Origin of the sequence: Micrococcus sp. (assembly GCF_034179925.1) — a bacterium.
In the GTDB taxonomy this organism is placed as follows: Bacteria; Actinomycetota; Actinomycetes; order Actinomycetales; family Micrococcaceae; genus Micrococcus.
Window position 1 is genome coordinate 1 of the sequence record NZ_JAXFPG010000043.1, and the last position, 19,467, is coordinate 19,467.

Genomic DNA, 19,467 nt, shown 5'->3' on the forward strand with positions numbered 1-19,467 from the left:
GGGCCGGAATCCACGAGGAATTCCGGCCCCTTTCGCCCCCGGAGCGCTCGTCATGGGGCGCGCCTGCGGCTGGGGTCAGCGGTTCTCGGTGGCCGTCGGCTCGGCGGTGCCGGTCTGCTGGCCGGAGTAGTCCAGGGCGAGCTCCTCGGAACCGTCGGTCAGGGCCGCGGGGGTGCTCGCAGACCCGGCCTTGAGGGCGGCCAGGCGGGCCTCCACCTCGGTCTGCTCGCCGAGGTCCTCAAGGGACTCGAACTGGGCGTCCAGGGACGAAGCAGCGAGCTCCTGCTGGCCGCGCACCCGGGCCTCCTCACGGCGGACCTTCTCCTCGAAGCGGGAGACCTCGGAGGTGGGGTCCAGCAGGTCGATGGACTTCACGGCGTCGGCCACGGCGGACTGGGCCTGCGCGGACTTGGCGCGGGCGGTCAGCTCGTCGCGCTTGGCCACCAGCTGCTGACGCTTGGTCTTCATCTGGTTCAGGCCGGTCTTCAGGCGCTCGACGATCTCGCGCTGGGAGGCGATGGTGGGCTCAGCAGCCTTGGCCTGGCGCTCGGCATCCATCTGGCGCTCGATGGCGACCTTGGCGAGGTTGTCGAACTTGTCAGCGTCCGCGGTGTTGCCGGAGGCCCGGAACTGGTCCGCCTTCTGAGAGGCGGCCAGAGCCTTCTGACCCCAGCTGCGGGCGGCGTCCTGGTCCTCGCGGTGGTCGTCCTCGATCATCCGCAGATTGCCGATGGTCTGGGCGACGGCGGCCTCGGCCTCGGCGATGTTGTTGGTGTAGTCCCGGACCATCTGGTCCAGCATCTTCTGCGGGTCCTCCGCCTTGTCCAGCATGGCGTTGATGTTGGCCTTGGCCAGGGTGGTGATCCGGCCGAGGATGGACTGCTTGACCATGGGGTCTGCCTTTCGTCGGTCTGTTGTCGGTGTCCGGCAGGCCGGGGGGCCTGCGCGCCGGACGTTCCCGCACGGACCGGCCGGTCCGTCGGGGTCCCGTCACGACGTCGGCCGTGACGGGCCGGTGCGCCCGGCACCGGAGTCGTGGGCAGGGGTCAGAAGCCGCCGCCGCTGAAGTCGCCGAGGTCGCCGAAGTCACCGCCGCCGAGGCCACCTCCGCCGAATCCGCCGAACCCTCCGCCGCCCCAGCTGTCTCCGCCGTGGCCTCCGCTGTTGAACATGGAGTTCATCAGGATTCCGCCCAGCAGGGCGCCTCCGAGGCCACCGGCGAAGCCGCTGCCTGCCCCGGAGCGGCGATAGCCGCGGGGGGCGTGCCCGCCGAAGCCGCCGCCCCAGGCGTCGCCGCCGCCGAAGCCGAAGCCGGCGACGTCCCGCTGGGCGAGTTCGCCGGCCCGTTCGGCGAGCTCCCCGGCGCGCTGGGCGTGCTCGAGGGCGGCCACCGGGTCCGAGCCCCGCAGGGACAGGGCGGTCTGGAGCATGCGATCGGCCTCGGCCAGCCGGGTGCGGGCCTCTGACCCCACGGCGCCGCGGCGGGCGCCGATGAAGTCCGCGGTGCCGTCGATCTGCGCGCTGGCCTGGGACAGCGCCGCCGAAAGCATCTGCTCGGCCTGGCGGGCCTGCTCCCGCGCGTCGCGCACACCGCCCAGGGGCGTGTTGAGTGTGCGGTGGGCGGTCTCGAGCCGGTGCAGCAGTTCGCGCGGGTCCGGCCGGCCGGACTGCAGGGCCGCCTGCACGGAGGCGAGGGTCTGCTTCATCCCGGCCACGGGGCCGGCGAGCTCGGGGGAGCGCCCGGAGGCCAGCACGGCCTCCGCCTCGGCGACGTCCTGCTGGGACTGCCCGACGCCGACCCGCACGTTCTCCAGCGTTGCGGCCAGTGAGTCCCGGGCCTTGTCCACGGCGGCGGCGAGGGTGTCCACCTGGGTGAGGGACTCCTCGGCGGCCCGAACGGCCAGTGCGGCGGTGGAGCGGTCCCCGGACTCCCAGGCGGAGCGGGCCTTGTCCTCGGCGGTGCGCACGAACTCCAGGCGCTCGCGGGCCTGGGCGGCGTTGTCCTGCACCTGGGCGAGGGCGGACTCGGCGTAGCTGGCGTGCAGGTCCACGAGGGTCTGCTCGGCCCGGCGCACGGACTCCTCGGCGGCGGGCAGGCGCTCGTCGATCCGGCTGAGGGCCTCCGGCACGGAATTCTCGAGGTCGCGGAGCCGGTTGAACTCCTCCTGGTGGGCGGAGAGGGCGGCGCTGACCTCGCCGGTGCGCGCGATGATCTCCTTGAGCCAGGAGCGCTGGTCCTGTTCGGTGTCCGGGATCTCGTCGTCCAGCTGGTTCTGCAGCTGGAAGGAGGCCCGCATGTGCTCCTTGGCCTTGTCGATGTCCTCACGGAAGGTGCGCACGGCGTCGTCGCCGTAGGCGGCCATCGCGAAGCCCATCTCCTGTTCGGAGGAGCGGATCGCGTCGTCCGCGGCCACGAGCTGCGAGCCGGCCTTGGTGCGCAGCTGTTCCACGCTCATCTCGTCCAGGGGGTCACGACGCGCGGGCTCCCCGCCACCGCGGGGCCCGGCGGCCCCGGCGCTGGCTGGTGCGCCACCGGAGCGGCCGGCGTCCTTCTTCCGGCGGCGGGCCACCGCCACGCCGGCGCCCACGGCGGTGGCGACGGCGGCCGCGGCAAGCGCCCCGGTGAGGGCGCCTCCGGCCCCGGAGCCCGCAGAGGAGTCCGAGGATCCTGCGGAGGTGTTCGGCAGGGTGCCGGCCGGGTCGTAGCGCTCGCCGGAGCGGCCGACGCCGTCCACGCGACCGTCGGCGGCGTCGTCGATGCCCTCCACGGCGGCCACCGCGGGGGCGAGCCAGTCACCGTTCTGGGGTGCCTGCAGCAGCATCGGGTTCACGTAGGCGGAGTCCACGGCGTCCTCGGCGGAGTCGAGCCGCTGGTTCAGGTTGAGCCCGTACTGGCGGTTCTCCACCTCGATGGCCAGGATGTTGTCGTTCGGGCTGAGGCCGCGGGAGTCGCGGATGTCCGCGGCGATGCCCTGGATGCCGCCGGGGTGCTGGGGCACGTAGACCACGTAGAGGTTCTGCCCGGCCTGGGTGCGCAGACGGGTGATGTCTTGGCTGAGCTGGCGTTCCTCGGCGGGGGAGAGCACTCCGGCCTCGTCCACCACACTGACGCCCGGCGGGATGGCCACCGTGGCCTGGGCCCCCGGGGCAGCCAGCACGGCCAGGGCCGCAACTCCGGCCCCTCCGGCGAGCACGGCGCGGCTGAGCCGAGCGGTGGACGGGCGGGGGGCGGGGGCGGCCATCGGGCACTCCTTCGGGGCGGGGGAGCGGGAGGCCGGGAGGCGGCGACCCGCAGGATCCTGCGCCTGAGTGTACGGGGGGCTCTCACGCTGGCACCAGGAATCCGCGTCCCCGGGAACGGGTGCGGCAGATTCGTCGCTGACGGGCGGGCGACGTTCAGCAGACATCCAGACAAGGCCGCCACGATGGAGTCCGCCCGGTCATCCCCGCGGCATCGCCCGAGCTCTTTCGTCCGAAGCGAGGACCCCATGGACCAGACCCCCCGGACCCCCGTCGTCCCCCCGGCCCCCGCCGCCCTGTCCGAGCCCATCGCCCCCGCCCATGCAGCGTCCCCGCACTCCGGGGCGCTCCGGCCCCCGGCCGGGCGGCATCGCCTCGGCACGGGCCTGGCTGCGGCGGTGCTGCTGTCCACCGCGCTCGCCGGCTGCGGGGTCGCCGCCACCGAGCAGGACGCCCCAGCCTCCTCGGAGCAGACCCAGTCCCAGCCCTCCGATGCGGCACCGTCGTCCTCGTCGACGGCCACCACCACCGCGGACACCCCGGTGGGCGACGCCGCCGCCAAGGCCCTGCCCTCCGTGGTCACTATCTCCGTGACCTCCGGCCCGTCCGCCGGATCCGGGTCCGGCTCGATCCTGGACACCGAGGGACACATCCTCACCAACACCCACGTGGTGACCCTCGGCGGCACCGCCGCGGACCCCTCGATCACAGTGCGCACCTCAGACGGCAAGGTCTACGCGGCCACGGTGGTCGGCACGGACCCGCTCTCGGATCTGGCCGTGCTGAAGATCGACGCCCAGGGCCTGACCCCCATCGAGCTGGGCTCCTCGGCGGATCTGAAGGTCGGCGACGATGCGATCGCGATCGGAGCACCCCTGGGCCTGCCCAACACCGTGACCGACGGCATCGTCTCCACGCTGGACCGCACGATCGCCGTCGCCTCGGCCCAGGCCCCCACGGAGAGTCGCGCCTCCGACTCCGGCTCGCGCGGCCGGGAGCGGTTCCGCTTCCAGCTGCCCGACGGTCAGGCGCAGGTCCAGCAGGGCGAGGTGTACATCAACGTCCTGCAGACGGACGCGGCCATCAACCCGGGCAACTCCGGCGGCGCGCTCGTGGACAGCCAGGGGCGCCTGGTGGGCGTCAACGTGGCGATCGCCTCCGCCGGCACCGGGGCGGGGGAGGCCGGGAACATCGGCGTCGGGTTCGCGATCCCCGTGGACCACGCCCGCCGGGTGGCCGAGGACCTGATCGAGCACGGCTCCACCACCCACGGTCTGCTCGGCGTCACCGTCACCCCGCAGCCGGCCCAGGTGCAGGGCGGCGCCACCGATACCCCCACCACCTTCAGCGACGGCGCCCGCGTGCGCAGCGTCGCCGAGGGCTCCCCGGCCGCCCGGGCCGGCCTGCAGGAGGGCGATGTGATCACGGCCATGGGCCGGCGCGTCGTGGGGGACACCGAGTCCCTCACCGCGGCGGTGCGCGAGTACCGCGAGGGCGAGAACGCCACCCTCACCTACCTCCGGGACGGCCGGGAGCACACGGCCGAGGTCACGTTCACCGCCACCGGGGGCACGCGGTGACCGGTGGGGGAGTGCCGGGCGCCCTGCCGGACGCGCCGCAGCCGACGACGACGCACGGCCCGGTCCGCCGCCTGCGCACCGCCGCGCAGCTGGCCGCCGAGTTCGGCTGGCGGCGGGTGCTGGCCGTCGGTGCCCACCCGGACGACCTCGACTTCGGGGCCGCCGCCACCCTGGCCGGGCTCGCCGAGGCCGGCGCCCACGTGGAGCTGTGCGTGGTCACCGACGGCGACGCCGGCGGCTTCGACTCGGCAGGGCCCGCGGCGATGACCGCCCGACGTCGGCAGGAGCAGCGGGAGGCGGCCCGCTCCCTGGGTGCCGCGGAGGTCCACTTCCTCGGTGAGCGCGACGGCCACCTCGAGCCGGACCACCGGGTGCGCCGCGCCCTGGTGGCGCTCATGCGCCGGGTGCGTCCCGACGTCGTGCTGGCCCCCCACCCGGAACGGGACTGGGAGTCCATGCAGGCCTCTCACCCGGACCACCTCGCCTGCGGGGAGGCGGTGGTGCGGGCCGCGTACCCGGCGGTGGAGAACCCCTACGCCTACCCGGAGCTCGCCGAGCAGGGGCTCGAGGCATTCCGGATCCGCCATCTGCTGCTCTACGCGGCGCCGGCGGCCCGGCGCACCCTGGCGGTGGACGTCGGCGGCTGGGAGGAGCGCAAGATCGCCGCCCTGAACGCCCACCTCTCCCAGCACCCGGACGTGCCGGGCATGCACCGGGCCGTGCGGGCGCTGATGGCCCGGCGGCACCGCGAGGCAGCCGGTCCGGGAGCCCCCACCGGCTCCGCCGAGGCCTTCCATCTGGTCACCGTGAACCACGAGGCCACCTTCGCCGGGTTCTAGAAGGTCGAGTTCTAGAGGGTCGAGGGTTCGAGGAGGTCCAGGGAACCGGTCAGCCGTTGGAGGGGCGGCCTCCGTACTGGGGCCCCACGGAGGCCGCGGGGTCCAGGTCCAGGCCCAGCAGTGGCTCGCCGGTGGGCACCTCGGAGCCGTCCGCCGGCTCCACGGTGATGGAGGCGGCCGCGAAGCCGTCGAGGCCGCGGAAGGTCACCGGGCCGTCGAGGTCGGAGTCGTCCCAGACCCCCAGGGAGGCCGGAGCGGTGCCGTCCTCCGGGTAGAGCCACACCTGGTAGGCCTGCCCCTCCGGCAGCTGTGGCATCCCGCTGACCAGCAGGTACCCGCTGTTCTCGTGCTTGGAGAGGAAGCCTTGCACGCTGCCGCCGCCGCGCGCCGGGACCTCCGAGGTGGTGTAGAGGTCGTCCGCGCCCACCACCCGGTGCTGGATGCCCCCGGGGGTGAACTGGCTCCACAGCGCCCACACGCCGGCGGCGATCACCATGAGACCCAGCAGGAGCATCAGGGCGACCTTCAACGGGCGTCGGCGGTCCTGGGGAGGGTGAGGGGCCCGGTGCTCCTCCACAAGCTCCATGCCGACGTCCTGGGCGGGCAGGCGTCCCAGCACCTCGTCCAGCAGGGCCGACGGCGGCTCGGCCACCACGTCCCGGAACGCCCAGGCCACGGCCCGGCGCCCGGCCGAGACCCGCGACCGCCACAGGGCCAGCTCCCCGGCGCCCCGGCCCTGGGCGGCGGAGACGGCGGCCGTGTGCCCGGCGGTGTCCAGCGCGTGCAGGGCGCTCAGGTCCGCCAGCTCGGCGCCGCGCCCGGCGGCCGCGTCCTCCTGCACGGTGGCCCCCAGGGCGGGGGCCTGCGGGGTCTCCGCGGCGGGGCGGCCGTGGGCGGCGCGCTCGGCGGCGACCAGCTCGCGCACGCCGTCGCGCAGCAGGGTGCGGGCGCGGTCCAGGGGCAGGCCCAGGCGCTCGGCGGTTTGGGCGTCGGTGAGCCCGCCCAGCCAGGCCAGGCGGACGGCGTCGTAGGCCTCCGGGCGCACCTGCCCGGCCAGCTCCTCGGGCAGGGCGGCCGGGCGATGCTCCGGGGCCCGGGCGGGGGCGGGCAGGGTGCCGGAGCGGATCAGATCCGTCATCACCCGGTGGGCGAGCACGCCCAGCCAGGAGAACACGCGGCGCTCACGCTCGTGGGGGCCGTCCTGCTCGGCCAGGTCCAGCTCGGCCTCCCCGGCCTCCTCCCAGGCGGTCAGGTAGGTGCGCGCGGTGGCCTCTGCGGCGTCCTGGGGGCGGGCGAACATGGCGGCGGCGAGCCCGTGGACCCACGGCACGGTGGCGTCGTAGAAGGCGGAGAACGAGGCGCGGTCCCCCTGGGCGCTGCGGTGCAGCAGCGCGTCCACCGCGGGGGTGGCGTCCGCCTCGGCGGGGGTGGGGGAGGCGTCGGCGGCGTCGCGGGGGTCAGGAGTCTGCATGGTGACCTCAGTGTAGGGAATCGGCCTCGGGGCCCGGGGCTCCGGCGAAGTCGTGCTGGCGCCAGGCCTCGTACACGGCGATGGAGGCGGCGTTGGCGATGTTCAGGGACCGGCGGCCCGGCTGCATGGGCAGGGACACGGTGTCCGTGATGCGCGGGTGGGCCAGGGCCTCGGGCGGCAGGCCGGTGGACTCGCGGCCGAAGAGCAGGACGTCCCCGGGGCGGTAGCGCACGTGGTCGTGGCGGGTGCGTCCCCGGGCGGTGAAGGCGAGCACGCGGCCGGGGGCGAGCGCCTCGAGGGCGGTGTCGAAGTCCGGGTGCACGGTGACGACGGCGAGATCGTGGTAGTCCAGGCCGGCCCGGCGCAGGTGGGCGTCCTTGAAGCCGAAGCCCAGCGGCTCCACCAGGTGCAGCTCCGCGCCGGTGATCGCGGCCAAGCGGATCGCGTTGCCCGTGTTGCCGGGGATCTCCGGGGTGAGGAAGAGGATGCGGAAGCCGGGGGTGCCGGCCGCGGGGGGAGCGCTCGGCGCCGTCGTGGGGGTTGGTCGCGGGGGCAGCAGACTCGGGGGTGGTGGACTCGGGCTCGGCAGCCCCGGGGGCGGGACGGCAGGGGACTCGGCGGGGGTGTGCGGCACGGGGCCATGGTAGTCCGCGCCGTGCCCGGCACGGCCGGGGAGGTTCACTGCAGGTGGTCCACGAGCACGGCCAGGGTTCGGCGGTCCACGAGGTTCCGCTCCGGGCCGGTGCCCAGGAACAGCTGCAGCCCGCGCACGAGGTCGCGGCCGGCGGCTGGGAGTTCGGTGAGCAGGTCCGCCTGTGCGGCCGGGTCCGAGGCGCCGCGGGTGTGCCGCACCACGGGGGCGTGCAGGGCGTCCCGGTCGGTCATGACGAGCACGAACCCTCCCACGGTGACGTCCGGCAGCAGCTGCTGCCAGGCCTGCATAGCCGGGCCCATCAGCGGCGGGGCCACGGGCCGGGACCGCGCCCCGGAGCGCAGGTCCGCCCCGTCCCACGTGTAGACGCCGTCCGGGACCATGACCGAGCCGACCAGGGCCAGCCGGTGCCCGCACAGCACCGCGTGGTCCACCTCCAGGGCCCTGCCCCAGCGCAGCGGCACGCTGAGACCGGTGAGGATCCGCACCGCCGGCAGCGGACCAGGCAGGGTGCTGGAGAGCAGGTCCAGGGCGCGGGCCTGCCGGAGCACCCGGTGCCCGTCCGGCAGCAGTCCCCGCGCCCGCGGGGCCCCGTGCAGCCGCTGGCTCGAGCGCACCAGGTCCAGCACGCCCGGGTCCGCCTCGCCCTCGCCCGGAGGCGGGTCGTACACGACGACGGCGCCCGCCCCCGTGCCTGCCCCGGTCCCGCTGCCCGCTCCGGCACGGGAGTCGGCGGAGGCGGCGGAGGGACGCGCAGCCCCGGTCGCGGTGGACCCGAGGGAGAGGTCGTACCGGCGTCGGGCCTCGGGGTCCCCGACCTGCTCCCAGGCCTGGGTGACCGCCCGGAAGGCGCGGGCCTCCCCGCCGGCGTCGGGGTGGGTGCGGCGGGCTGCGGCGCGCCAGGCCCGCCGCAGCTGCTCCTGGGTGGCGTCCGGGCGCACACCCAGCACCTCGTAGGCGGTGCGGCGGTCAGCGCCCATCCCGGCCCTCCGCCACACGCCTCTCGCGTACTGCGGCCACCACCCCGGCGGCCGCGTCCTCGATCTGCCGGTACATGGCCTCGAACGCCGGGCGCGGCTTTCCCCACGGGTCCGGGACCTCCTGTACGCCCGCGGTGGCGGCGTCCGAGGCGAACTCGCCCAGTAGACGCACCTTCGCCGCCCGCCTGCTGTCCGGAGCCAGGGCCTGCACATCGGCGAGGTTGGACTCGTCCATCACCAGGAGCAGGTCCTGGGTGTCCAGGTCCTCGGCCCGCACCTGCGCGCCCACCGTGGGGAACTCGTAGCCCAGCTCCGTGCCCACCGCCAGGGTCAGTTCGTGCGGGCGCTCGCCCACGTGGTAGTCCGCTGTGCCCGCGGAGGTCACCTCGACGTCGTCGAGCCCGGCCTCCGTGAAGGCGCGGCGCAGCACCGCCTCCGCGGCAGGCGAGCGGCAGATGTTCCCGAGGCAGACCGTCATGATGCGCATGCGGCCAGTCTGCCAGCGGCGGGGCCGGCCCCGCTCCCCGCCCCCTCCACATCACACCTAGACTGACGCAGTGCCCGCCCCCGACCGCGTCCACCTGGACCACGCTGCGACGACGGCCCTGCGCCCCGGCGCGCTCGCGGCCTTCGCCGAGGCCGCCGCGCTGCCCGGCAACCCGGCCGCCCTGCACGCCTCCGCCCGCAGAGCCAAGCTGCGCCTTGAACAGGACCGTGAACGGATCGCCACGGCCCTGGGTGCCGACCCCGTCGAGGTGGTGCTCACCTCCGGGGGCACCGAGGCGGACAACCTGGCCGTGCAGGGGCTCTACCGTGCCCGCCGCGCCCAGGACCCCGCCCGCACCCGGATCGTGCTCACCGGGGTCGAGCACCACGCCGTCCTGGACACCGTCGCCTGGTTGGCCGCCCACGAGGGCGCCGAGGCCGTCGTCGTGCCCGTGGACGCCGCCAGCCGTGTGGACCTGACCGCCTGGGAGGCCGCCCTGGCCCAGGCCCCTGAGCGCACGGCCCTGGCCGCGCTCATGTGGGCCAACAACGAGGTCGGCACCGTCCAGCCCGTCGCCGAGGCCGCCCGGGCCGCCGCCGCCCACGGGGTGCCCCTGCACACGGACGCCGTGCAGGCCGTCGGCGCCGTGCCCGTGGACTTCGCCGCCTCCGGGGCCGGTACCCTCGCCCTCTCCGGCCACAAGCTCGGCGCCCCCGTGGGCGTCGGGGCGCTGCTGGTGCGCCGCGACCTCACCCTCGAGCCCGTGCTGCACGGCGGCGGGCAGGAGCGCCGGCTCCGCTCGGGCACCGTCTCCGTGGCCCTGGCCGCGGCGCTCGCGGCCGCCCTCGTGGAGGCCGTGGCCGACCAGCCCGCCGAGGCCCGGCGCCTGGGCCGGCTGCGGGACGAGGTGATCGCCGCCGTCGACGCCGCCCCCGGCATGGACCTGACCGGCCCCCGGGACGTGGACCCGGCCACCGGGGCGCCGCTGCCGGCCGGCACCCGCCGCCTGCCCGGCAACGTGCACGTCACCGTGCCCGGGGTCAGCGCCGACGCCCTGCTGTTCCGCTGCGACACCGCCGGACTGGACACCTCCTCCGGCTCGGCGTGCACCGCGGGCGTGGCCGCCCCCTCCCACGTGCTCGAGGCCATGGGGCTGGCCGAGCGCGCCCGCTCCACGCAGCGCTTCACTCTGGGACGCACGACGACGGCCGCGGACGTCGCCCGGCTGGTGCAGGCGCTGCCGGGGCTGGCCGCCCCGGCCCGGCGGAGGAGGCACCCGTGAAGGTCCTGGCCGCCATGAGCGGGGGAGTGGACTCGGCCGTGGCCGCCGCCCGGGCGGTGGAGGCCGGGCACGAGGTCGTCGGGGTCCACCTGGCGCTGTCCCGCATGCCCGGCACCCTGCGCACCGGCTCGCGCGGCTGCTGCACCATCGAGGACGCCCAGGACGCCTGGCGGGCCTGCGAGCGCCTGGGCATCCCCTTCTACACGTGGGACTTCTCCGAGCGCTTCCAGGCGGACGTGGTGGAGGACTTCGTGGCCGAGTACGCGGCCGGACGCACCCCCAACCCGTGCCTGCGCTGCAACGAGAAGATCAAGTTCGAGGCCCTGCTGGACCGAGCTCTCGAGCTCGGCTTCGACGCCGTGGCCACCGGCCACTACGCACGGGTGACGCGCGGGCCCGACGGCCGCGTGCAGCTGCACCGGGCCGCTGAGGACGCCAAGGACCAGTCCTATGTGCTGGCCGTGCTGCGCGAGGACCAGCTGGAGCACTGCCTCTTCCCCCTGGCGGACACCCCGTCCAAGGAGCTCGTGCGCGCCGAGGCCGCCGAGCGCGGGCTGTCAGTGGCTGCCAAGCCTGACTCCCATGACATCTGCTTCATCCCCGACGGCGACACCCGCGGCTGGCTCGCCGAGCGCGTGGACCTGACTCCCGGGCCCATCGTCGGCCCGAACGGCGAGCAGCTGGGCACCCACACCGGCGCCCAGGCCTACACCGTGGGCCAGCGCAAGGGCCTGGCGATCGGCCGGCCCGCCCCGGACGGACGCCCACGGTTCGTGCTGGAGGTCCGCCCGAAGGAGAACACCGTGGTGGTGGGCGGGCGTGAGCTGTTGGATGTGGACCGCATCACCGGGATTCGCCCGTCCTGGGCCGGCGCGCCCCTGCCGGAGGCCGACGGCGGCGACTGGTTCGCCTGCGAGCTGCAGTTCCGCGCCCATGGAGAGATCGTTCCTGCCCGCGCCCGGGTGTGCTCTGCGCCAATGCAGGGGCCGTCGTCGCCGGCGCAGGGCGCCCCACCGGCCCCGGCCCGGGGCGACGACGGCGCCCGCTGGGAGATCGAGCCGGCCCACCCCGTGCGCGGGGTCGCCCCCGGCCAGTCCGCTGTGCTCTACCGGGGCACCCGGGTGCTGGGGCAGGCGACCATCGACACCGCCCGCAACGCCCTGCTCTCCACGGACCGGGATGCGTAGGCTGACGGCCATGAGCACCGACTACGACCCGCATGCCAGCTCTCTGACCGGCACGACGGACGAGGCCGTGCTCGCCGAGCTGTACGCGATCCGCGGCAGCATCGACAACATCGACGCCTCCCTCGTGTACCTGCTCGCCGAGCGGTTCAAGTTCACCCAGCGGGTGGGTGAGCTCAAGGCCCGCCACGATCTTCCCCCCTCGGACCCGGGCCGGGAGGCCGCGCAGATCGCACGCCTCCACGCCCTCGCCCGGGACGCCGACCTTGAGCCCGAGTTCGCCGAGAAGTTCCTCACCTTCATCATCGCCGAGGTGATCCGCCACCACCGGGCCATCGCGGAGGCCGATGCCGGCCAGGATGGACCGGCCGATGGCTGAGCCCCGCCCCGTGAGGGCCCTCGGCGGCACACCCTGGCGCGGGACCGACGCGGCCCTCGCCCACCGGGTGACCCTCGGGGAGCTGGCCGAGGAGCATGTGCCCGTGCTCCCGGAGCTGCCCGATCGCGGCCCCGGAGCGGACGCTGTGGGGCGCTCCGCCGCCCTGCTGGCCGAGCTCTCCGTGGACCTGCAGCCCCACGGCTGGCGGGTCAGCCCGCCCTCCACCGTGGCTTCCGGCATGGACCGTCGGCGTGCCCGCTCGTACTGGCAGGAGGACCTCCAACGGTGGGCGGACACCGCCGGCGCCGAGGGGGTGCGCCCGGAGCGCCTGGCCGTGCGCGTGCTCGGCCCGCTCACCCTGCTCGGCAACCTCTGGCTGCCCGGCGGTGAGCGGGTGCTCGTGGACGCCGGCGCCCGCCGGGACGTCGCCGCCGCCTACCGGGAGGGGCTGGGGGAGGCGCTGTCCGCGCTCGCGGCCACCACGGGGGTGGCCCGGCCCACGGTGCTGCTGGACGAGCCGGCGGCCGCGGCCGTGCTCGGCGGGGACCTGCCCACCGCCAGCGGCTACCGGACGGTGCGCTCGATGCCCCGGGACGAGGCCCGCCACCTGTGGCGGGAGGCGTTCGCTGCCCTGGGCGCCGGTGAGGGCACGGCGGTGTGGGTGGACCCGCACGCCGCGGACGCGCAGGTCCGCGACCTCGCCCTCCTGCTGGGCGAGGCCCGGCCCGCCTCGGAGGGGGATGCACCGGACCCGGGCCTGCCCGCGGAGGGCGGGGTCGGCGTCGTGCTGGAGGTCGGGGCCCTCGAGGCGCCCGCCGGGTCGCCGTCCCGGCAGGCGACGACGGCGGTGACCCCCGCCGCCTGGGAGGTCGCGGCCGGCTGGTCGGAGGCCGAGCGCCCCGTGGCTCTGCGGCCGGCAGCTGACTCCGGCCGGGCCGGGACACTGGATCCGGCCGCACTGCTGCAGACCTGGGATCGGCTGGGCCTGGACCCGCACCGGGCCCGGGCCCTGACGCTCACCACCGCCGGGGCCCACGATGCCGGCGTGCTGGCCCGTCTGCGCCGGACCGCCGCCGAGCTCGGGGACCGGATCGCCGAGCTCGGCGGCTGAAGCTCACCGCTGCGCGAGGGGCGCCTCCAGGCCCGGAGACGTCCCTCGTGCCGGCACCCGGTCCCGGACGGTCACGAATCGGTGACGACCCGCCGCTGACACGCGCATACTGGCGTGTGGGGGTCCGCCAGGGGCTACGATCCCAGACAGCCCGGTCATCCCGGGCGAGGGTCCCGTGCGCCCACGCGGGCACGCCGTGACGGGCTGAGGAGGTACAGGCATGAGCAGTCCCACGATCCTGGTGGTGGACGACGACGAGCCGCTGGCGGAGATGATCGGCATCGTCCTGCAGAGCGAGGGGTTCCAGACGGCGTTCGCCTCGGACGGCACCTCCGCGGTGCCCACCTTCCACCGTGTCCGCCCGGACCTCGTGCTGCTGGACCTCATGCTCCCGGGCATGGACGGGATCGAGGTGTGCCGGCGCATCCGTGCCGAGTCCGACGTGCCGATCATCATGCTCACCGCGAAGTCCGACACCGCCGACGTCGTCCGCGGCCTCGAGTCCGGCGCCGACGACTACGTGCCCAAGCCCTTCAAGCCCGCCGAGCTCGTCGCCCGCGTGCGCGCCCGCCTGCGGGAGAGCGAGTCCCGCCCGGAGGAGCTGCTGCGCATCGGCGACGTCGACATCGACGTGGCCGGCCACCAGGTCTCCCGGGCCGGCGAGCCGATCTCCCTCACCCCCCTCGAGTTCGACCTGCTCGTGGCCCTGGCCCGTCGCCCGCGCCAGGTCTTCACCCGCGAGATGCTCCTCGAGGAGGTCTGGGGCTACCGCCACCAGGCGGACACCCGCCTCGTGAACGTCCACGTGCAGCGCCTGCGCTCCAAGGTGGAGCCGGATCCTGAGCACCCTTCCGTGGTGCTCACGGTCCGCGGCGTGGGGTACAAGGCCGGCCAGGGCTGAGCCCGTGGCCGGCCCCTTCTCCCCGGACACCCCGCCCCGCCGTGACCCCGCCGCGAGCCTGCGTGCGTGGTCGGGGGAGCTCGCCCACCGGTGGCGCAGCTCCCTGCAGCTGCGCACCGCCGTCGTCGCGGCCCTGCTGACCCTCGCCGCCGGCCTGGCCCTGTCCCAGCTGCTGGCCCAGCAGGTGGCCCAGGCCCTCTTCGAGGCCCGCTACCAGCAGGTCGAGGCGGAGGCCCGCCGTGGCTTCAACCAGGTGCGGTCCAGCTTCGCCGGCTCCACCGCCACTGACGCCCAGGCCACCGACGCGCTCGTCACCCAGACCGTGCGCGCCCTCGAAGGGGACTCCGGGGCCACCATCCGCCGCCGCTTCCTCCTGGCCCCCCTGCCCGACGCCGGCACCACCTCGGTCGGCACGCTCTCCTCCCCGGGGCTCGACTCCTCGGTGATCCCCGACGAGCTGCGCCGCGCCGTGGCCGAGGGCCCCGGCGTCGTCGACCAGTCCGTGGCACTGCCCGACGGCAACGGCGGCACCGTGCCCGGCATCGTGTTCGGCACCCAGGTGATCGTCCCGCCCGGGGCCGGCTACGGGCTGTACCTCGTCTACGACCTCTCCGACGTGCAGGCCTCCCTGGACTCGGTGCTGCGCGTGCTGCTGCTCTTCGGCGGCGGCTTCCTCGTGGTCAACGTCCTGGTGGCCTGGTGGGCCGCCCGCTCGGTGGTCCGGCCCGTGCAGCACGCCGCCCTGGCCGCCGAGTCCCTCTCCGGCGGCAACCTCGCCGTGCGCATGCCCGTGCGCGGCGAGGACGAGCTTGCCCGCCTGGGCACCTCCTTCAACCGCATGGCGGACAGCATCCAGGGGCAGATCACCCAGCTCGCCCAGCTCTCGCGCATGCAGCAGCGGTTCGTCTCCGACGTCTCCCATGAGCTGCGCACCCCCCTGACCACCGTGCGCATGGCCGCGGACGTGCTCTACGGCTCCCGGGAGGACTTCGACCCGGTGAACCGCCGCTCGGCCGAGCTGCTGTTCCACCAGGTCGACCGCTTCCAGGCGATGCTCGCGGACCTGCTGGAGATCACCCGCTTCGACGCCGGCGCCGCCTCCCTCGCTCTGGAGGACACCGACCTGCTCGAGCTCGCCCGGGACGTGGTGCTCACCGCCCAGCCGATCTCCGAGCAGGCCGGCGTGCCCGTCTACCTCGTGCCCCAGGGCGGGCAGGCCTCCGACCCGGAGAGCGGCGCGGACTTCCACGCGATGGTCGACCCCCGCCGCCTCGAGCGGATCCTGCGGAACCTCGTGAACAACGCGGTCGAGCACGCCGAGGGCGAGCCGGTCGACGTCGTCGTGGCCGCCGACGCGGACGTGGTGACGGTCGCCGTCGTGGACCACGGCATCGGGCTCTCCCCCGAGCAGGTCCAGCGGGTGTTCGACCGCTTCTGGCGCGCCGACCCCTCCCGCAAGCGCACCACCGGCGGCTCCGGACTGGGCCTGGCCATCGCCGCCGAGGACACCCGCCTGCACGGCGGCCGCCTCGAGGCCTGGGGCGAGCTCGGCGTCGGGTCCGTGTTCATGGTCTCCGTGTGGCACCGCCCCGGCCAGCCCGGCCCCAACGGGGAGGCGCCGCCGGCGGTGCCCCGGGCCGCCCTGGCCATGCCCCCGGTCTACGACACCGACGGACGCCGCCACGCCACGGACCTCGACCGGTCCCTGCCGGCCGCCCCGGACCCCGACGCGCGGGCCGCCGCCCGCGCCCTGGACCGGACCCGAGAACAGGAGCTGTCGTGACCCACCGCCCCCGGACCGTCCTGCGGGTCACTGCGCTCGCGGCCGCCGTCGCCCTGTCCGCGGGGGCCTGCGCGCAGATCCCGCAGAGCTCCACGGTGCGCTCCGACCCCGCCCGGGACGGCGCCGTCCAGGCCTCCGACGCGCCCCTCTACCGGCCCCCGGGCCCTGCCGCGGACGCGGACGCGGAGGCGATCATCCGCGGCTTCATGCTCGCCGGCACCGGGCCCCAGAACGACTACGCGGTGGCCCGGGAATACCTGGCCGGGTCCGCGGAGAACGACTGGGATCCCGGCCGGCGCACGGTGGTGTACTCCTCGAAACCGACCATCACCCGCGGCGCGGGGGAGGGGGCCTACCAGGTGCAGGTGGAGGTCGAGTCCGTGGTGGACGAGGCCGGGCTGCGCACCATGGCCCCGCCCGGCACCACCCAGGCCTGGAATCTGACGGTGCAGGAGATCGGCGGCCGTCCGCGTATCACGGGCACCGACGACGGCGTGCTGCTCTCCCGCTCCCAGTTCTCCCAGCTCTACGCTCCGCAGGCGCTGGCGTTCTACGATCCGACGTTCACCACCGTCGTGCCGGACGTGCGCTGGTTCGTCAACCGCTCCACCCGGGTGACCGCCGTGACCCGCGCCCTGCTGCAGGGGCCGGCCCCGTATCTCACCGGGGCGGTGGCCACGGCCTTCCCCCTGCGTACCGGAGGTGACCTCACCGGTCCCTCGGTGCCGGTCTCCCCGGAGGGGGTGGCGAGCGTGGACCTCACCGCGGCGACCGTGGAGGGCGCCGACGCCGTCGGGCGGCACCGGATGCGCGAGCAGCTGCGGCTGTCCCTGGAGGGCATCTCGGGGATCACGCGCGTGGATGTGTCCGTGCAGGGCAAGGCGGTGGTCCAGGACCCTGCCGGGGGCAGCCCCGCCCCTGTGCAGGTGGACCCGGGGCCGGGGTCGATGCAGGTCGGCGTGGATCCGGCCACCGGGCAGCTCGTGCAGTTCCAGGACCTCACCGTCACCCCGGTCGGCGGCCTGCCGGACCTCGGGGCGGTGCGGCCGGTGGATCCTGCCATGACCGTGGACCGCACCGGGTTCGCGTTCCTGGACCCGGGCCGGAGGCGCCTGCAGGTGGCTCGGACCGACGGCTCCCTGCGCACGGCCCTGACCGGCACGGACCTCACCGGTCCCAGTGTGGACCCGCACGGCTGGGTCTGGACGGTGGAACGCGGTGCGGACTCCCGGATCGCGGCGATACCGGTCCAGGCCGCCGAGCGTCCGCGCGTCGTGACCGCCCCGTGGCTGGAGGAGGGGGAGCAGATCGTGGACCTGCGCATCGGCCCGGCCGGGGCTCGGGCGGCGCTGATTGTCGACGACGGCGCGCGCCGCACCCTGCGCGTGGCCGGGGTGGTGCGGGGCTCGGACGGGGTGCCCTCCTCCCTGACCGAGCCGATGCTGCTGGCCACGGCCGAGTCCCCGGACCTGGTGCGCTGGGTGGACTCGGTGACCCTCGTGGTCACGCCGGTGGCCCCGGACGCCGAGACGGACGTGCAGCCGGAGATCGTGCCCCTGGCCGGGGGCGGCCGGCAGCTCTTCCCGCTGGCCGGGGTGCGGGGGCTGTCCGTGGGAGGCACGTCCTCGCTGTACGCCGAGACCGAGGACGGGGTGTCCCTGCTGGTGGGCTCCTCGTGGCGGGCCCAGGAGCTCTCCCAGCCGGTCACCGACCTCGCCTTCCCCGGCTGAGCGAGCCGGGGCGGGGGTGCTCCTCCGCTCCGGCCCGACCCGTCCGCTCCTGCACAGCCCGTCCGCCCCTCCACACCGGGGGCCGTGGCGGCCGGTGCCGAGGCCCGGCGTGGTGGGCTCGTGGCATGGCCGCACTCCCCGCCCTGCTCGAGGGCCTCGTCGACCTCGTCCTGCCCGCCGACTGCCTGGTGTGCTCCGCCCCCGGCACCCGGCTCTGCCCCGGCTGCGCCGCCGCACTCGAGGCCGCCCTCGCCTGCCCCCGCCGGGCCGAGCAGGGGGCCCAGGCCCTGCCCCTGGGCCCGGACGGCGAGCCACTGCCGGTGATGGCCGGCGCCGCCTACCTGCCCCCGGTGTCCACCGCCGTGCTCGCCTTCAAGGATCACCACGGGCTGCACCTGCGCACCCGGCTGGGGGACGCCCTCGCCCGCACCGTGGCCGCCGCCCGGCTGGACCCCCGGCTGCCCGCGGCCCGCACAGCCGTGCTGGTGCCCGTGCCCGGCGGCGGGCGCGGCTACCGGACCCGAGGCTACGACCCCCTGGCCGAGCTGTGCCGCAGTCTGCCGGGCGCATGGGTGCGGGACGACGTCGTCCGTGCCCCGCTGCTGCCCGCCCCGGCCCGGCGCATGGGCCCGGCCCACGCCGGTGCCGGGACCCGCCAGCGGCGCCGCCGCGAGCGCCGCTGGCGGGTGCGGGAGGGAGCCCTGCCCCGGGGCGCGCCCGTGCTGCTCGTGGACGATGTGCTCACCACCGGCTCCACCCTGGCCGCCCTCGCCGCGGCCGTGCGCCGGGCCGGGGCGGTGCCGGTGGGGGCGGCGGTGCTGGCCGCGGTGCTCCCGCCGGACGGGACGCACCGGCCCGAGCTCGGGCCGTGGGGTCTGGCCCCGGCAGACGGGGGCCGCTAGCGTGGTGGGCACGGATCGGCGCCTCGCCGGTCCCGTCCCGCCCACGGCTAGAAGGAGGTCCCCGCCCCTTCGCTCCGTCCGGTCGGACGACGTCAGGGGCAGGCCTCCACTCCACACGGTCGGGACCGAGTGAGTCGGATCAGGAGGACACCATGACCCTGGACGTCAGCTTCATCGCCCGCGGCATCACCCCCACGGAGGCGTTCCGCGACCACGTCACGGCCCGGGCCGAGCGTCTCGAGACCCTCGCGGAGGAGGGCGCCGCCCTCGAGGTGAAGGTCGAGAAGGTCTCCCGCCAGCGCCACTCGGACGGGACCATCCGCGTGGAGCTCACGGTCCGCGGCCCGCGTGAGGTCGTCCGCGCCGCCGCCGACGGGGACGACAAGATCGCCGCCTACGACGCCGCCGCCGCACGCCTGTCCGAGCGTCTGCGCCGTCTGCGCGACCGCCGCAAGGACCGCCGCGCCGGCCGGGGCGGGGCCTCGCGCGGGGCCGGTGAGGTCGCCTTCGTGCCGCCGCTGCCCCCGATCGGCGCCGAGCAGACCCCGGACGAGACCATCCCCGAGGCCGGCACCCCCGTGACCATCCGCGAGAAGGCCTTCCCCGCCACCCCCATGACGGCCGAGGACGCCGTGGACGCGATGGAACTGGTGGGCCACGACTTCTACCTCTTCCTGGACGAGGAGACCTCCGTCCCCTCGGTCGTGTACCGCCGTCGCGGCTGGAGCTACGGCCTGATCCGCCTGGACGAGTCGCTGCCGGCGGACCACGCGCCGGACTCCACCGGGACCGAGCGCCCGTACCGGGCCGAGGGCGGCACCGAGGCCTGAGCCCGCACCCCGCGACGGCGGTGCCGTCCGACTCCGTGTCGGGCGGCGCCGCCGTCGTCGTGCGGGCACGGTGCCGTCCGGTCCGCCGAGGCCTCCGTCCGTGACCGTAGACTGTC

The 19,467-nt window shown here is 75.7% G+C and carries 17 protein-coding genes; 11 read left to right on the forward strand and 6 right to left on the reverse strand.

Going from position 1 to position 19,467, the window contains the following annotated elements:
- Window positions 1–75 precede the first annotated feature (75 nt).
- Window positions 76–891 (reverse strand): PspA/IM30 family protein, encoded by an 816-nt coding sequence (locus SPI96_RS08380; RefSeq protein WP_321081914.1) that lies wholly within the window; start codon window positions 889–891, stop codon window positions 76–78.
- Between the two features lie 155 nt (window positions 892–1,046).
- Window positions 1,047–3,242 (reverse strand): TPM domain-containing protein, encoded by a 2,196-nt coding sequence (locus SPI96_RS08385; protein WP_321081915.1) that lies wholly within the window; start codon window positions 3,240–3,242, stop codon window positions 1,047–1,049.
- Window positions 3,243–3,488: 246 nt separating this feature from the next.
- Between SPI96_RS08385 and SPI96_RS08390 the strand changes: the two genes are divergently transcribed.
- Together SPI96_RS08390 and SPI96_RS08395 are read left to right on the forward strand one after the other, a co-directional pair.
- Window positions 3,489–4,820, forward strand: coding sequence for a S1C family serine protease (locus SPI96_RS08390; protein WP_321081916.1), 1,332 nt, complete (start codon window positions 3,489–3,491; stop codon window positions 4,818–4,820).
- Between the two features lie 71 nt (window positions 4,821–4,891).
- Window positions 4,892–5,659, forward strand: coding sequence for a PIG-L deacetylase family protein (locus tag SPI96_RS08395; protein ID WP_321081961.1), 768 nt, complete (start codon window positions 4,892–4,894; stop codon window positions 5,657–5,659).
- 49 nt (window positions 5,660–5,708) lie between these two features.
- Here SPI96_RS08395 and SPI96_RS08400 read toward each other — a convergent pair whose 3' ends face one another.
- The 4 genes from SPI96_RS08400 to SPI96_RS08415 form a co-directional block, all read right to left on the reverse strand.
- On the reverse strand, window positions 5,709–7,130 hold the full coding sequence (locus SPI96_RS08400; RefSeq protein WP_321081917.1) for an anti-sigma factor domain-containing protein: 1,422 nt from the start codon (window positions 7,128–7,130) through the stop codon (window positions 5,709–5,711).
- A 7-nt stretch (window positions 7,131–7,137) separates the two neighbouring features.
- Window positions 7,138–7,617, reverse strand: a complete 480-nt coding sequence (locus tag SPI96_RS08405; protein ID WP_321081962.1) for a tRNA (cytidine(34)-2'-O)-methyltransferase — start codon at window positions 7,615–7,617, stop codon at window positions 7,138–7,140.
- A 191-nt stretch (window positions 7,618–7,808) separates the two neighbouring features.
- Window positions 7,809–8,762 (reverse strand): DnaJ domain-containing protein, encoded by a 954-nt coding sequence (locus tag SPI96_RS08410; protein ID WP_321081918.1) that lies wholly within the window; start codon window positions 8,760–8,762, stop codon window positions 7,809–7,811.
- Window positions 8,752–9,249 (reverse strand): low molecular weight protein-tyrosine-phosphatase, encoded by a 498-nt coding sequence (locus tag SPI96_RS08415; RefSeq protein ID WP_321081919.1) that lies wholly within the window; start codon window positions 9,247–9,249, stop codon window positions 8,752–8,754. Before SPI96_RS08415 ends, SPI96_RS08410 begins: the two co-directional genes overlap by 11 nt.
- A 70-nt stretch (window positions 9,250–9,319) precedes the next feature.
- Here SPI96_RS08415 and SPI96_RS08420 point away from each other — a divergent pair, with 70 nt between their 5' ends.
- The 9 genes from SPI96_RS08420 to hpf all read left to right on the forward strand — a co-directional run bounded on the left by SPI96_RS08420 (window position 9,320) and on the right by hpf (window position 19,351).
- Window positions 9,320–10,531 carry a cysteine desulfurase family protein gene (locus SPI96_RS08420; protein WP_321081920.1) on the forward strand — a complete coding sequence of 404 codons (1,212 nt, stop codon included), beginning with the start codon at window positions 9,320–9,322 and terminating at the stop codon, window positions 10,529–10,531.
- Window positions 10,528–11,718: a tRNA 2-thiouridine(34) synthase MnmA gene (gene mnmA, locus SPI96_RS08425; RefSeq protein WP_321081921.1), complete on the forward strand. Its 1,191-nt coding sequence runs from the start codon at window positions 10,528–10,530 to the stop codon at window positions 11,716–11,718. Before SPI96_RS08420 ends, mnmA begins: the two co-directional genes overlap by 4 nt.
- A 10-nt stretch (window positions 11,719–11,728) precedes the next feature.
- On the forward strand, window positions 11,729–12,094 hold the full coding sequence (locus SPI96_RS08430) for a chorismate mutase (protein WP_321081922.1): 366 nt from the start codon (window positions 11,729–11,731) through the stop codon (window positions 12,092–12,094).
- Window positions 12,087–13,205 carry a hypothetical protein gene (locus SPI96_RS08435; RefSeq protein ID WP_321081923.1) on the forward strand — a complete coding sequence of 373 codons (1,119 nt, stop codon included), beginning with the start codon at window positions 12,087–12,089 and terminating at the stop codon, window positions 13,203–13,205. The genes SPI96_RS08430 and SPI96_RS08435 overlap by 8 nt, the downstream gene beginning before the upstream one ends.
- Window positions 13,206–13,425: 220 nt before the next feature.
- A complete protein-coding gene (mtrA, locus tag SPI96_RS08440; RefSeq protein WP_321081924.1) occupies window positions 13,426–14,106 on the forward strand; it encodes an MtrAB system response regulator MtrA in 681 nt (226 codons plus the stop codon).
- 4 nt (window positions 14,107–14,110) lie between these two features.
- Complete coding sequence (gene mtrB / locus SPI96_RS08445) at window positions 14,111–15,889, forward strand: MtrAB system histidine kinase MtrB (RefSeq protein ID WP_321081925.1); 1,779 nt, start codon at window positions 14,111–14,113, stop codon at window positions 15,887–15,889.
- Complete coding sequence (locus tag SPI96_RS08450; protein ID WP_321081926.1) at window positions 15,886–17,619, forward strand: LpqB family beta-propeller domain-containing protein; 1,734 nt, start codon at window positions 15,886–15,888, stop codon at window positions 17,617–17,619. Before mtrB ends, SPI96_RS08450 begins: the two co-directional genes overlap by 4 nt.
- Window positions 17,620–17,744: 125 nt before the next feature.
- A complete protein-coding gene (locus SPI96_RS08455) occupies window positions 17,745–18,521 on the forward strand; it encodes a ComF family protein (RefSeq protein WP_321081927.1) in 777 nt (258 codons plus the stop codon).
- Window positions 18,522–18,673: 152 nt separating this feature from the next.
- Complete coding sequence (gene hpf / locus SPI96_RS08460) at window positions 18,674–19,351, forward strand: ribosome hibernation-promoting factor, HPF/YfiA family (RefSeq protein ID WP_321081928.1); 678 nt, start codon at window positions 18,674–18,676, stop codon at window positions 19,349–19,351.
- Window positions 19,352–19,467 lie beyond the last annotated feature (116 nt).

Bases quoted from the DNA above. Each gene is read 5' to 3' on its own strand.
- SPI96_RS08380 (WP_321081914.1), bottom strand. From the start codon at position 891: ATGGTCAAGCAGTCCATCCTCGGCCGGATCACCACCCTGGCCAAGGCC.
- SPI96_RS08385 (WP_321081915.1), bottom strand. From the start codon at position 3,242: ATGGCCGCCCCCGCCCCCCGCCCGTCCACCGCTCGGCTCAGCCGCGCC.
- SPI96_RS08390 (WP_321081916.1), top strand. From the start codon at position 3,489: ATGGACCAGACCCCCCGGACCCCCGTCGTCCCCCCGGCCCCCGCCGCC.
- SPI96_RS08400 (WP_321081917.1), bottom strand. From the start codon at position 7,130: ATGCAGACTCCTGACCCCCGCGACGCCGCCGACGCCTCCCCCACCCCC.
- SPI96_RS08410 (WP_321081918.1), bottom strand. From the start codon at position 8,762: ATGGGCGCTGACCGCCGCACCGCCTACGAGGTGCTGGGTGTGCGCCCG.
- SPI96_RS08415 (WP_321081919.1), bottom strand. From the start codon at position 9,249: ATGCGCATCATGACGGTCTGCCTCGGGAACATCTGCCGCTCGCCTGCC.
- SPI96_RS08430 (WP_321081922.1), top strand. From the start codon at position 11,729: ATGAGCACCGACTACGACCCGCATGCCAGCTCTCTGACCGGCACGACG.
- SPI96_RS08435 (WP_321081923.1), top strand. From the start codon at position 12,087: ATGGCTGAGCCCCGCCCCGTGAGGGCCCTCGGCGGCACACCCTGGCGC.
- mtrA (WP_321081924.1), top strand. From the start codon at position 13,426: ATGAGCAGTCCCACGATCCTGGTGGTGGACGACGACGAGCCGCTGGCG.
- SPI96_RS08455 (WP_321081927.1), top strand. From the start codon at position 17,745: ATGGCCGCACTCCCCGCCCTGCTCGAGGGCCTCGTCGACCTCGTCCTG.
- hpf (WP_321081928.1), top strand. From the start codon at position 18,674: ATGACCCTGGACGTCAGCTTCATCGCCCGCGGCATCACCCCCACGGAG.